Below are 13,385 nucleotides of genomic sequence, written 5' to 3' on the forward strand. Positions count from 1 at the left end.
TCATGGGGGGAACCCCCAAGACCGCGCTGCCTCCCCAAGACCGCGCTGCATCGCTCATTCAAGTTCACACCTATCACTCCCTAGGCGCAGTTAAATACCAGTCAGTAGAAACAATTCCGAAGATTGCTGCGACTCGCTTGGACATAGAAAAAGCAGTGCTAGAAACAGCAGAACGCATTGTGGCTACATCTCCCCAAGAACAAGAACACATGCATACGCTAGTTTCAAGTAAGGGCGACATTGATATTATTCCCTGTGGTACCGACATTGACCGATTTGGCAATATTAACCGCCTAGAAGCACGGCAAAAACTTGGGCTTAGCCCTGAAAACAAAATCATCTTTTACGTCGGACGGTTTGACGAACGCAAGGGCATTGAAACCCTGGTTCGAGCTGTTGGTTCCTCCCAGTTACGGGGTGATCCTAACTTGAAGCTGATTATTGGTGGTGGTTCTCGTCCTGGAGAGAAAGATGGTATGGAACGCGATCGCATTGAAGGGATTGTAGCTGAATTGGAACTGCAAACTATCACTACATTTCCTGGACGCATTGCTGATGAACTACTGCCAGCTTATTACGCCGCAGCTGATGTTTGCGTAGTACCAAGTCACTACGAGCCTTTTGGTTTAGTTGCCATCGAAGCCATGGCTAGTGCCACCCCTGTAGTAGCTAGTGATGTCGGTGGTCTTCAGTTTACCGTTGTATCTGAAGAAACTGGCTTACTGGCACCACCCAAAGATGCTGGTGCTTTTTCGGCTGCTATCGATCGGATTCTCTCGGATCACGACTGGAAAAATCAACTTGGTTTAGGGGCAAGAGCAAGGGTAGAACATATGTTTAGCTGGAATGGTGTTGCCCATCAGCTGAGTCAGCTCTATGAGAGCTTGGTGGAAGCCAAATCAGAGAATTTTGCAACAACTAGTGCCTAAAATCTATTGGGCACATTCATCCCCTGGCAATCAAGATAAATGTTAAAGGTTAAAGGATAAAGTTAGCTGATCCGCGAGAAGCCCCGCACTTTACCAGATAAGGTAAGTGTTGGGATGAAGCGCTGGGCAAGAGTCGGAACGTCGAAATGCGAATGTGATAGAATAGCAGTAGCAGGTAAGTCAAATTAAGAGCTAATCGCCACCTGCTAATTGAACCTTGACAACCTGGAATATAGGGTTCCATTCAGAAAAAGACTTGATAGTATTTCACTTATCTGTGAATGGGTAAAATTCCAGCAGTACAAAGGAGATAGAACTTTTTGTATTGTTCCGGCGCGGAGGGGCATCCCGTGTCGTTAATAAAGCTTATCGAGTATCCAAAGCAATGGCTGGAGTTGGTAAGAAGCCCGCGCTATACCGTTAGGTTAGCGTTGGGAGTATGTCACGACGCTACTATTCCTTTTTCCTTTTTGCATGGGTCCTATTCATCCTGATGGGTGGCATAACTCTTGTATCTGTAAATTGGGAAAGTTTGGTAAATTGGATATCCTCTATGTTGGCAAGCGATTGCGTCGTGAGTCCGGAATGATGTTACATGAACTTTCTTGTTTTGACCTTCAACCAATAAAAATTAAAGGTTATTGCTGTTCGCGTAGCGTAGCCCTTCGGGCTAATCGATATTGATCAAAAAGCCGGGCTTATCATTCCCGATGTTGCTGTAACTAGCATGTAACTAGGGTTTATGCATCCTACCAGTTATCCAATCTCCAATTCCCAATCCCCAAGTAGCAAAAAGAACTTGAATTATGGGTTCCCAAGGAGCTTATAAGCCATCCCTATCTAACCATAGTGGTCAACAGCAGTATCGATCTTCTCCACAACTAACAGGGGGAGTCTATGAGTTGGAAGCCAGCAAACTCGATCTGCGTCGTATATTAGCTGCTGCTCGTCGTCGAGCTCTCTTGATGGCAGGGGTGGCCCTTACTGTGACATCAGGAATTATTGCAAAAACCTTAAGTGCAGTTCCGATCTATGAAGGCAAATTCCAGCTGTTAATCGAACCCAGCTCTGGTGAAGACCCGTTTAAGTTGCAGGGAAAACCTGGGGTAAATAGCATTGCTGCTCCAACTACAAGTTTCGACTATGACACTCAAATTCAGATATTAAGCTCTCCTCAGGTTATGTCTGAGATTGTGGAGCAAATTCAAACCCAATATCCAGAAATAAACTATCATACTCTCCGGGAAGGAATCATTCTATCCCGACTGCGAGAAACCAAAATTTTAGAAGTTGCCTACCAAGATTCAGATCCGGAAAAAATTCAATTTGTTTTGGAAAAAGTTGCTCTGGGCTACATAGAGCACTCTAAGCAACAACAGCAGGCTAGCATCAAACAAGGAATTCAATTTGTCTCGACTCAGCAGCCTAAAATACAAGGACAAATTAATCAGCTTCAGCTACAACTCCAGCAACTCCAGCAGAAGTACAACCTGATTAATCCACAACTTCAGGGTGAACTGTTGACGAATCGGGTCAATGCTATTGTTAAACACAGACAAGCTACCCAAACTCAGCTCCGAGAAACGATTATTCTCTATGGGAAACTCAAAGGTCAGTTGGGGCTATCCTCACAGCAAGCGGAAGCAGTGGCTAACCTTATAGAAACACCCCGTTATCAACAATTGCTCAGCCAACTTTCTAAAGTAGAAAGTCAGATGGTGTTGGATTTGGCACAGTTCAAGGAAAACCAATCTACCTTTGAGGGATTAAGGCAACAACAGCAAAATTTACTCCCCCTGTTAAGTCAGGAAGCAGAAAGGGTGATGAATAGCCGTATGCAGGGGTTGAGTGGCAATGCTCAATCGGGTTCCTCAAGTACACTTCGCCTGAATTTGATTCAGCAGCTAGTACAGACGGCCAACCAAATTAAGGTTTTAGAGATGCGCCAGGTCGCCATCGCTAAAGGGGAAAGTCTGATGAGTGAACAACTCAAACAGCTAGCTGTGATTGCCCATCGATATACAGAACTCAAGCAGAAGATTGAGGTAGCAAAAGAAAGCCTAAACCACTTTGAGTCAGTTCGGGAAACTTTGGAACTTGAATCAGCTAAAACCAGTATCCCTTGGCAGACAATAGTTGAGCCGCAACAACCTCAAAAACCAATATCCCCCAATTTGCCTGATACTTTGCTCCTAAGTGCAGCAGCAGGGATAGTTGCAGGTGCTACGGCTGGGTTTTTAGCAGAAAAGTTAAATCGGTTGCTTAACAGCACCGATGATATCAAAGAGTATACTCGTTTAGCAATATTAGGTACAATCCCCTTTAACAAAGAACTCCAAAAATGCACTACCGTTACTGGTGTGGGCATAATACCCGATCCGGAAGCCTCAGTGCCACAAATCGGTGTGGGGGGATCTGGTAACTACCAGATTTCTCCTGTTTTAGAGGCGTTTCGCTCTCTGCAATTTAATCTCCAATGTCTGTATTCTGAGAAACCCATTAGTTCTATAGTGGTGAGTTCTGCTGAACCAACAGATGGTAAATCCACTACGGCTATATTCTTAGCCCTGGCAGCAGCAGCAATGGGGCAAAAGGTTTTACTGGTGGATGGTAATCTGCGCTTTCCTCAGATACATCAGAAGATGGATTTACCTAATTTGTGGGGACTGAGCGATGTTCTTTCTAGCGAAATCAAGGTTGATGATGTGATTCAGCGATCGCCTCTAGAGGAAAATCTCTGTGTCCTAACTGCTGGTCAAATTTCCCCCGACCCCACCCGGCTTCTCAATTCCACAAAGATGCACAATTTAGTTCAATATCTCAAAGAGCGGTTTGAGCTAGTAATTTTTGATACCCCTCCCCTACTTGGTCTGGCGGATGCAAGACTTCTGGAGCCTAATACCGATGGGATATTGATGGTCGTAGGTTTAGGTAAAGCTAACCAAATTTTGTTTAAAGAAGCTCTCTGTGAATTGAGAATTGCTCATACCAGAGTTTTGGGTATAGTTGCTAATGGTTTAAAAGGTTACACTACCGGTAGCTATGATTACTATCATTATTACTTTGGCAATACTCTTGAGGAAACCAAAGTTTCATAGTGATTGGTCATTGGTCATTGGTCATTTTTAACTACTCTAATAACAAAGAGTCAATCATAAAGGAATAACAACAAATAACTAACGACAAATACATCAATGATTCAGTACTCACCAAGGTAGACTGAAGGGGAAGCGACTACTGAAGCTGTCATGACTAACCGCCTTGCCCAATCCCAAAGCCTTTATCTACGTAAGCATGCTGAAAATCCGATCGATTGGTGGCCTTGGTGTGAAGAAGCGCTATTAACGGCAAAAAAACAAGATAGGCCAATTTTCCTATCTATCGGTTACTCTAGCTGCCACTGGTGTACGGTGATGGAGGGCGAAGCGTTTTCCCATCAGGCAGTTGCCGAGTATATGAATGCTAATTTTCTTCCGATTAAGCTAGACCGAGAAGAAAGACCGGATATTGACAGCATTTACATGCTAGCATTGCAGATGATGACAGGTCAAGGAGGCTGGCCCCTTAATATTTTCCTGACACCCGATGACTTGGTACCCTTTTATGGAGGTACCTACTTCCCTGTGGAACCACGCTACGGACGACCGGGGTTTTTGCAGTTGCTCCAATCAATTCGTCGCTTCTATGATTTAGAAAAAGGCAAGCTTAACACCTTCAAAGAAGACATTCTGGGATACCTCCAACAGGCAGCAGTACTACCGGAATCAGAGCAGCTTGGTGATGATTTGCTCTTTATCGGTGGTCAAGTTAGTGTGGGTGTCGTTAATGCTCTCAATCCAGGTCCACGTTTCCCCATGATTCCCTATGCCAGTATGGCACTACGGGTTACTCGCTTCGATTGGGCATCGGAGTATAATCCAGAGCAGGCTTGCACAAAGCGGGGACTAGACTTAGCTAAGGGGGGTATTTACGATCATGTCGCTGGGGGGTTTCATCGCTACACCGTTGACCCCACTTGGACAGTACCCCACTTTGAAAAAATGCTCTATGACAATGGGCAGATTGTTGAGTACTTGGTAGATTTGTGGAGTGCAGGGATTCAGGAAGCCGCTTTTAAACGAGCGATCGCAGGAACAGTTCAATGGCTCAAGCGGGAAATGACCGCTGCGAATGGTTTCTTTTATGCTGCTCAAGATGCAGATAATTTCGCGACCCCAGCAGACAGTGAACCTGAAGAAGGGGCGTTTTATGTCTGGAGTTATTCAGAACTAGAACAACTGCTAAGCCCATCAGAGTTTACAGCAATTCAGGAAGAATTTACTCTGACCAAAGAGGGCAACTTTGAAGGCAAGAATGTGTTGCAGCGCCGTTACTCAGATCAGTTTTCCCAGAACACTGAAGCTGCTTTGGCTAAACTGTTTGAAGCACGTTATGGTGCCAAACCGGATCTCCTGGAAACCTTCCCACCAGCCAAGACCAATCAAGAGGCAAAAACCCAGAACTGGCTCGGTAGAATTCCACCAGTAACGGACACCAAAATGATTGTTGCCTGGAATAGCTTAATGATTTCTGGCCTAGCGCGAGGCTATAGTGTGTTTCTTGAACCGGACTATTGGCAACTAGCAACTGTTGCTGCTCAATTCATCCTCAACAATCAATGGGTAGCAGGACGATTCCACCGACTAAACTATGATGGTCAACCGGCAGTGCTGGCTCAGTCTGAGGATTATGCCTTGTTTATCAAAGCTCTGCTGGATTTACATCAAGCAAGTTTGTCAGTAGAACAACCATTGCCTTTTGGCCAAGGTTCAAATCAGCAACCGACCAACCTCTCACCGGCCAGTTGGTTAGAGAAAGCTGTTAAGGTTCAGGAGGAGTTTGATGAATTGCTGTGGAGTGTGGATAATGGTGGTTACTATAATGCTGCCAGTGACCCTAGTGATCAACTGTTAGTAAACGAGCGTAGTTATACGGATAATGCGACACCATCTGCCAATGGCGTTGCGATCGCAAACTTAGTACGTCTGGCTTTACTCACTGAAGATCTCCGATACCTTGACCGAGCAGAAGAAGCCTTGAAAGCATTTAGTAGCGTACTCAACACATCCCCTCAATCCTGTCCCAGTATATTTACTGCTTTAGATTGGTACCGCAATTGCACTCTGATTCGCGCTGGTGCTAAGCAACTTACCTCCGTGATCTGTGAGTATTTCCCCGTCAGTGTTTATCAATTAGATACCCATCTGCCAGATTCTGTTATTGGTTTAGTTTGTCAGGGCCTGAGTTGTAAACCAGCAGCCACTAACACTGATCAGTTATTAGCACAGGTGCGGACAAGTCAAACCAGAGCTTGAATTGTACTCATTTGAAAACCGAGTTTCCCTACTGCCGGAAGTTTTGTGAGGATGGTGGAATCCGCTCAATGGCAATCAGTGCTTCTATAACTGATTTGACTAATGGTGCAGCTACGGTAGAACCAAAGGCATTGCCTTGGGGTTCATCCACTACTGCTAAGATGACATAGCGGGGAGATTCTACTGGCAAAATTCCCACAAAGCTGGTGATCTTGGCATCGCTGTAATAGCCCCCATTAGGACTGGCTTTCTGAGCCGTACCAGTCTTACCACCAATCCGATAACCAGGAATGCGGGATGCCTTTCCAGAACCATCGGTTACTACAGTTTCCATCATTTCCAGCACTGTCCGAGTAGTGTTGGGGGAAAATACTCGTCTCGGTGCAGGACGGCGTGGTTGCCAGTGGGGATTCCCTTTGGTGTCAAACAGTCCGCGAACCACATGGGGAGTCACTAGCTTACCGCCATTGGCAAGGCCACCTAGCATCTGAGTTAACTGAATCGGGGTTAAGGAAAAGCCTTGACCAAAGGAAGCCGTAGCTGGTTCAATTGGGGAAACTTTAAATTTGTACTTACTTTTGAGCTGTCCAGCCGTCTCAGCTGGTAACTCAATTCCTACTTTTTGCTTTAAGCCTAGTTTCTCTAACCAGTCATAGTAAACCTCAGGTTTCATCTTTCTCATCATCCTCACCATGCCCACATTGCTGGAATGTTGAAGAATCTTGCTGGGATTGATCATCCCGCGAGCGCCTACTGATTTATAGTCATGGTTGAGAATCGGCCATTCGCCAATTTGAATCTTACCAGTGTCGTTGAACAAGGTTTGGGCTGTAATGATACCAGTTTCTAATGCGATCGCAACGTTTAGGGGTTTGAATGTCGAACCAGGTTCATACAAGTCTGACAGCGCCCAATTTTTAAACAAACTCACATCGAATTTGGAGTACTGATTGGGGTTGTAGGTTGGCTCACAAACTAGGGCTAACAAGGAACCATTGTGTACATTCATCACTATGATACTGCCACGCTCTGCATTAAACTTCTTGATGGTTTCCTTGAGGGCAGAGCGAGCTGCTCGTTGCAGGCGACTATCGATAGTTATTTGTAGCCGCAGGTCATCAAGATGCATAAATCCTTCTGGCACATGACCTGGCATCAAGGCTCCATTGCCAGCACGGCTCAGTCGGATGTTTTTTATCTCCCGTTCTAGGAACTTTTCTTGGGTGTATTCTAGACCGGCTTGACCCAGATGATCGAAAATGTTTACATAACCCACCACATCTGATGCCAATTCATTTTGGGGATAAAAGCGGGAGTATTGTCGAATCAACTCTAAACCATCTAAGTTCAACCGAGCAATTTGGTCTGCGATCGCTTCTGGGATCGTATTGCCCAAGCGAATACCACTCTTACGTTTACCGAACTGCTCCTCCAAATCTGTTGGTGTTTTTTTGATCATCGGAGCCAGCAAAGCAGCAATTTCCCGTAAGGATTTTTTGAACAACTTCGGGTGAGCATATAAGGTATAGACAGGTCGGTCGATGGCTAAAACATTCCCCTTGCGGTCAACAATAGGACGGCGAGGTACAAAGGGCCGCATATAGACCATTTGCTGCCGCCGTGCTTTTTCCTCTAGGGACGATCCCTCTGAAACTTGCAAACGGTATAAATTTAGCAACAGCCCACTGCCGCCTGCCATCATTATTACCCATATCATTAGCAGTCTCAAACGGTTGTTTCCCAGTGACTTACCGGGCTTCATAAGGTTTTACCTGACTATCATTTTTAACAAATATACCTAAATAAATATACCTAAATAAATATACTTAACTAAATGTATTTCAATAAATATACCTAAATAAATATACTTAACTAAATATACCATTACATATTTTTCCCTACCCCCATTCGCCCTATCCCTAGGCAACAAACTAGTAACCCAGGGGTGTGATTTTCTTGGGTTTTGGCTCAGGAGGTTTCGTGAAAGCGGTAAATGGCTCACGCTGAGGACGTTCAGGAGCTCGTTTTAGAAAAATTGTATTACTTGGATTGGGAGTAACCAGCCCTGTAGCTGGATTTTCAGCCTGTTGAGCGAGTTGATCTTTGATCACTTCGGTTGTTGCTGTCATATTGCGCTCATCTCTTTGCAGCTCCTCTAGCTTACGATACTCTTGGGTCCATTGTTGCTGGCTGTAAACTGTCCAGGAATAAACCGTGACAGCAGTAGCAATTAGTGTAAATGTTACTATATCTGATCCAAGTTTTAAAAATAGTAAGGCTTTCAACAAAATTGGTGTTTGCTGCTGCAAAACACTCACGTTTTCAACCTTTGGCTTAGGGTTTTTCGGTGACATCATAGTATGTGTTGGTGGTCGTGCTATCCTAGAACGTTTGTCTTTTGAAATAGCCAATGATTGCTGAGACCGATTTCTTTGACTACGAGCAGAGCGAGGAACAGCATTCATAAAAAACTCCTTAGTTGTTGGAAACACCTATGGGAAACCGGTAAATTTTAATCAGGGCAGGAAAACAATCTGGTGGCTGAGACTTCAGAGGTCTTAGGCTGGTCAGCTAAATCAAAAAGCCCTACTGACCAAGATTAACTTGGTAGCAGTTATTACTAGCTACAAAGATCATGCTAGAACGCACCTATCTTAGCATCAGTTCAGATTCAGGATGAATCGTTAGTTAGCAACAGACGAGGATTTGTGATAGCCTAGAAACTAGTAGTAAAAATCAGAAAAAAACTCCTGAGCGCACCCATAACCCTAGCCATCACCCTAAGGTTAGAGCAAAAAACCAATCCCATCAATAGAAATTCCTGTAAATCAATCACACAGCCACACTGATTAATCCAGACGCCACAGGCAGTGCTGAATCGGTTGAGATAGGATTTGATTAACGACTCAATTTAAGTAATCAATCTTGTTGGTGATGGCTAAATTGTTGAAATTGTTAGGAATTGGCCTAGAATTAACTATCGCTATACTTATAGCTAGACCAGCTTGGTGTTTACCACCTCCGGAGGATCTACCGGAAGAAGTGTTGAGAACTGAGATTATTATTGAAGCGCGATCGCCTCTTGATGGCAAGCCAATGAATCCCGCTGAATACGCCCAACTGCAAGATGCCATAGCACAACGCTCAATCCCCCCTGGCCTTGACCCCCAGATTCGAGAATTGATTTTTCTGTTGCAACTGAGCGATTTGTTTCGGACAATCCTTCCGTTCTAACGGTGATACTCCCAGACCTGTATACCCTGAATGTCTTCAAGAATTACTCCCGAACAAATTGACCAGATCGTAGGAAACCAACATCATAACCCCTTTGAGGTGCTTGGTTCCCATAAATTTGAGCAGGATGGTAACGTTAGTTGGGTGGTGCGGGCTTATCTACCAAATGCAGAAGCAGCATGGGTAGTTCTGCCAACGGAAAGGAAGTCTTACCCAATGCAATCGGTACACCATCCTCACTTCTTTGAGGTGGAAATTGAAACACCTCGCCTGGCTAATTACCAACTGCGCATTAAAAAAGGCGGACGCGAATGGGTTAGCTATGACCCCTATGGCTTCCGTTCTGCCAAACTAACCGATTTTGATTTGCACCTATTTGCAGAAGGGAATCATCACCGCATCTACGAGAAACTGGGGGCTCATCCTACAGAAATTGATCAGGTTGAAGGAGTTTATTTTGCCGTTTGGGCACCTAATGCTCGTAATGTTTCAGTCATCGGGGATTTTAATCATTGGGATGGCCGTCAACATCAGATGCGCAAAGGAGCCACCGGTATCTGGGAACTATTTATTCCTGAACTAGGAGTGGGAGAACCCTACAAATACGAGATTAAAAATTCCGAAGGTCATATCTACGAAAAATCTGACCCCTATGGTTTCCAACAAGAGGTCAGACCGAAAACTGCTTCGATTGTTACCGACTTGGAGGACTATCAGTGGCATGACCACCACTGGATGGAGCATCGGCGTCACACTGACCCCTTGAGGCAACCGATTTCTGTCTATGAGCTACATCTGGGCTCTTGGCTTCATGGTTCTTCAGCTAAACTTCCTCAGGGAGCAAATGGTGAAACCCTAACCGTGGTAACCGTTTCAGACCTCAAACCAGGAGCCCGTTTCCTGACTTACCGAGAACTAGCCCAACAATTAATTCCTTATATCAAAGAATTGGGCTTCACCCATATCGAAATCTTGCCCCTGGCGGAGCATCCCTTTGATGGCTCTTGGGGCTATCAGGTTACCGGTTACTATGCCTGTACCTCGCGCTATGGTAACCCACAAGACTTGATGTATTTTATCGACCAGTGCCACCAAAATGGGATTGGGGTAATTTTGGATTGGGTACCCGGTCATTTTCCCAAAGATGGTCATGGTTTGGCTTTCTTTGATGGTACTCATCTCTATGAATACGCGGATCCCCGTAAAGGTGAACATCAGGAGTGGGGAACCTTAGTCTTCAACTATGGCCGTAACGAAGTGCGGAATTTTCTGGTAGCTAACGCTTTGTTTTGGTTTGATAAGTACCACATTGATGGCATGCGGGTGGATGCCGTAGCATCTATGCTCTATCTGGACTATTTACGTGGGGATGGACAATGGATACCAAACCAGTATGGGGGTCGGGAAAATCTGGAAGCGGTGGATTTTCTTAGGCAAACTCATCAGGTAATTTTTGGTTATTATCCCAGTGTTCTCTCCATTGCGGAAGAGTCAACAGATTGGCCGATGGTCTCTTGGCCCAATTATTTAGGAGGTTTGGGATTTAATCTGAAGTGGAATATGGGCTGGATGCATGATACGGTAGATTACTTCAGCATGGATCCCTGGTTTCGGAAGTTCCACCAGAATAATGTTACCTTCAGCATGTGGTACAACCATGCTGAGAATTATATGCTTGCCCTCTCTCACGATGAGGTGGTTCATGGCAAGAGTAACATGCTTGGGAAAATTCCTGGGGATGAGTGGCTCAAGTTTGCTAATCTCCGCTGTCTGTATGCTTATATGTTTGCTCACCCAGGTAAGAAAACTCTATTTATGAGTATGGAGTTCGGTCAGTGGAGTGAGTGGAATGTCTGGGGAGATTTGGAGTGGGATTTGTTGCAATATCAACCCCATAAAAATTTAAAGCAGTTTATTACTGACCTGAATCATCTGTATCGCAGGGAACCGGCGCTTTATACTCAGGATTTTGACCAGGACGGGTTTGAATGGATTGATTGTAGTGACAATCGCCATAGTGTCGTTTCATTCATTCGCTATGCTCACGATTCTGAAGAATTTATTGTGACAGTGTGCAATTTTACCCCTCAGCCCCATAGTCATTATCGAGTAGGAGTCCCCGAGATGGGATTCTACAAAGAATTGCTCAATAGTGATGCTCGCCAATACGGTGGTAGTAATATGGGAAATCTAGGGGGTAAGTGGACAGATGAATGGTTCTTCCACAATCATCCCTATTCCCTAGATTTGTGTTTGCCACCCCTAGGAGTGTTGATTTTAAAGCTAGATCATCACAAGACTAAAGCAGAGTTACACTAGTGTGGAGATAGGGAGATGGGGAGACAGATTAGCTTTCCCGATTCCCGATTCCCGATTCCCGATTCCCGATTCCCGATTCCCGATTCCCGATTCCCTCAATAACAATACTTCTTACTATTATTCGGTTTAGGATGATATCTACCCTTGCGTAGGGCTCCGAGCAAAGTTGAGACGTAAACACAACGTTGGGTGGTGCTATTATTCTTGGTGATTAGGGTGATTTGTCCCAGTTGTCCGTTGGTGTTTCCTTTGTAGTTAAACTGGACTCGCCATGGTCCAGTTGTTGAACAGTCTCCCTTTGGTTTGGCTAGGGTAGTCTCAGATTTACCTTTCTTATTTTTGTCTTTGTAGATGGCGATGGTAGGGCTAAGGCTATGCCAATGGACTTGATCTAAAATGCATGTTTTTCCCATAGCTCGGTGAATTGACCACTGGACAATGCCATCTTTTTCTCGAAAGCTCGTTTGCCAGATGTCTTTGTCTCGTTTGGCGTTGCTTTGGGCAATCCGCATGGCTCGGTAAATTTCGTCTTGGGCTATGTTGAGGTGCAGATGATTGATAAAGGTGAGCCAGCTGGGGGTTGCGATCGCAGCCAATAGTCCAACTAGCAATACTACAATAATAGTTTCCAGTAGAGTGAATCCAGCGATCGCGCAGCGTGCGCGTAGCGCAATCGCATCACCTCGGGATTGATCGCCCTGTTGGCTATTGAATTGCATGGACTATCACCCTGATTTTAAGTTTGACCTTGTACCTTTCTAACTCACTCAGCACTATGTTGAATGATTACATTCTGCCCCTTTTTTATTAGTTTCTAGGGCACCCAAGATAGTTTTTATTTTTACACATCGCTTGGTAGCTTCAATAGGGTTATCATTATCCCTAGGATCGCGAATAGCTACTACGATAGCGGAGTTAGTAACTTCATCCTTTAGTAGAGCGCCCTGGTTATCAAAGGTAATTTTTCTCTCATCTTCCAAAATGGATAACGTTCCGCCAGATTTGTTGTCATCAATTAGGTTTGTCCCCACCCAAACTTGGTCTGGTTTGACCCCTAAATCACCAACTAAACTCTGCCATTGAAAGGTCTCTGGTGTATTCTCTTCCCTATTATTATTCCTATCTTGATAAACTGCCGCTTCTGGAACTCCGTCGTTCATCCTAAAACTAACGCTGTATCTCAGTTTTTTATTTTTGGCTTGTCGCTGGGCTTCTTGGATTACACTTAACACTCTCTCATTCACTTTATTCACTCGTTGTCGATTCACAAAAGCCAGCCAGCTGGGAGCAGCAATGGCGGATAAAATTCCTACCATTAAAATTACTATTAGTAATTCCATAAAGGTGAATCCAGCATCCTTATTTAGTTTCCGGTTTAGGCTTTGATTATCTTCCATTTTTCTGTAAATTTTCAACATATAATGCTATAGGGTTTATGATGATATTTATGAAGTAAATTTAATTGTATTATCCCTTATGAATTGGTTAGAGTAAATTTCTACTCCCTACTCCCTACTCCCTACTCCCTACTCCCTACTCCCTACTCCCT

General features: G+C 44.6%; 10 protein-coding genes. 6 read left to right on the plus strand and 4 right to left on the minus strand.

Annotation, left to right across the window (positions count from 1 at the left end; genetic code table 11):
- From AC4II3_RS25650 to AC4II3_RS25660, 3 genes are all read left to right on the plus strand, one after another.
- Positions 1-929 (plus strand): glycosyltransferase (locus tag AC4II3_RS25650; RefSeq protein ID WP_488012216.1); only part of this gene is annotated, 929 nt, incomplete at its 5' end.
- Positions 930-1,735: 806 nt separating this feature from the next.
- Positions 1,736-4,027: a GumC family protein gene (locus AC4II3_RS25655; RefSeq protein WP_488012214.1), complete on the plus strand. Its 2,292-nt coding sequence runs from the start codon at positions 1,736-1,738 to the stop codon at positions 4,025-4,027.
- Positions 4,028-4,177: 150 nt separating this feature from the next.
- Positions 4,178-6,283: a thioredoxin domain-containing protein gene (locus tag AC4II3_RS25660; RefSeq protein WP_488012212.1), complete on the plus strand. Its 2,106-nt coding sequence runs from the start codon at positions 4,178-4,180 to the stop codon at positions 6,281-6,283.
- 28 nt (positions 6,284-6,311) lie between these two features.
- Here AC4II3_RS25660 and AC4II3_RS25665 read toward each other — a convergent pair whose 3' ends face one another.
- Positions 6,312-8,000 carry a peptidoglycan D,D-transpeptidase FtsI family protein gene (locus AC4II3_RS25665; protein WP_488029251.1) on the minus strand — a complete coding sequence of 563 codons (1,689 nt, stop codon included), beginning with the start codon at positions 7,998-8,000 and terminating at the stop codon, positions 6,312-6,314.
- Between the two features lie 214 nt (positions 8,001-8,214).
- Complete coding sequence (locus AC4II3_RS25670; protein WP_488012208.1) at positions 8,215-8,748, minus strand: hypothetical protein; 534 nt, start codon at positions 8,746-8,748, stop codon at positions 8,215-8,217.
- A 469-nt stretch (positions 8,749-9,217) separates the two neighbouring features.
- On the opposite strand from AC4II3_RS25670, the gene AC4II3_RS25675 reads away from it, so the two are divergent.
- The 3 genes from AC4II3_RS25675 to AC4II3_RS25685 are packed head-to-tail and all read left to right on the plus strand — an operon-like array spanning position 9,218 to position 11,966.
- Positions 9,218-9,517: a hypothetical protein gene (locus AC4II3_RS25675; RefSeq protein WP_488012206.1), complete on the plus strand. Its 300-nt coding sequence runs from the start codon at positions 9,218-9,220 to the stop codon at positions 9,515-9,517.
- Positions 9,518-9,547: 30 nt separating this feature from the next.
- Positions 9,548-11,836 (plus strand): 1,4-alpha-glucan branching enzyme, encoded by a 2,289-nt coding sequence (gene glgB, locus AC4II3_RS25680; RefSeq protein WP_488012204.1) that lies wholly within the window; start codon positions 9,548-9,550, stop codon positions 11,834-11,836.
- A gap of 1 nt (position 11,837) precedes the next feature.
- Positions 11,838-11,966 (plus strand): hypothetical protein, encoded by a 129-nt coding sequence (locus AC4II3_RS25685; protein ID WP_488012202.1) that lies wholly within the window; start codon positions 11,838-11,840, stop codon positions 11,964-11,966.
- Here AC4II3_RS25685 and AC4II3_RS25690 read toward each other — a convergent pair.
- Positions 11,932-12,555 carry a pilus assembly FimT family protein gene (locus AC4II3_RS25690; RefSeq protein ID WP_488012200.1) on the minus strand — a complete coding sequence of 208 codons (624 nt, stop codon included), beginning with the start codon at positions 12,553-12,555 and terminating at the stop codon, positions 11,932-11,934. The genes AC4II3_RS25685 and AC4II3_RS25690 overlap by 35 nt on opposite strands.
- Before the next feature lie 54 nt (positions 12,556-12,609).
- On the minus strand, positions 12,610-13,233 hold the full coding sequence (locus tag AC4II3_RS25695) for a prepilin-type N-terminal cleavage/methylation domain-containing protein (protein WP_488012198.1): 624 nt from the start codon (positions 13,231-13,233) through the stop codon (positions 12,610-12,612).
- Between the last annotated feature and the right edge of the window lie 152 nt (positions 13,234-13,385).

This window comes from Moorena sp. (assembly GCF_982860115.1).

Excerpts from the sequence above, each read along its gene's own strand:
- AC4II3_RS25665 (WP_488029251.1), bottom strand. The coding sequence starts at position 8,000 with ATGATATGGGTAATAATGATGGCAGGCGGCAGTGGGCTGTTGCTAAAT.
- AC4II3_RS25660 (WP_488012212.1), top strand. The coding sequence starts at position 4,178 with ATGACTAACCGCCTTGCCCAATCCCAAAGCCTTTATCTACGTAAGCAT.
- AC4II3_RS25695 (WP_488012198.1), bottom strand. The coding sequence starts at position 13,233 with ATGGAAGATAATCAAAGCCTAAACCGGAAACTAAATAAGGATGCTGGA.
- AC4II3_RS25655 (WP_488012214.1), top strand. The coding sequence starts at position 1,736 with ATGGGTTCCCAAGGAGCTTATAAGCCATCCCTATCTAACCATAGTGGT.
- AC4II3_RS25670 (WP_488012208.1), bottom strand. The coding sequence starts at position 8,748 with ATGAATGCTGTTCCTCGCTCTGCTCGTAGTCAAAGAAATCGGTCTCAG.
- AC4II3_RS25675 (WP_488012206.1), top strand. The coding sequence starts at position 9,218 with ATGGCTAAATTGTTGAAATTGTTAGGAATTGGCCTAGAATTAACTATC.
- glgB (WP_488012204.1), top strand. The coding sequence starts at position 9,548 with ATGTCTTCAAGAATTACTCCCGAACAAATTGACCAGATCGTAGGAAAC.
- AC4II3_RS25690 (WP_488012200.1), bottom strand. The coding sequence starts at position 12,555 with ATGCAATTCAATAGCCAACAGGGCGATCAATCCCGAGGTGATGCGATT.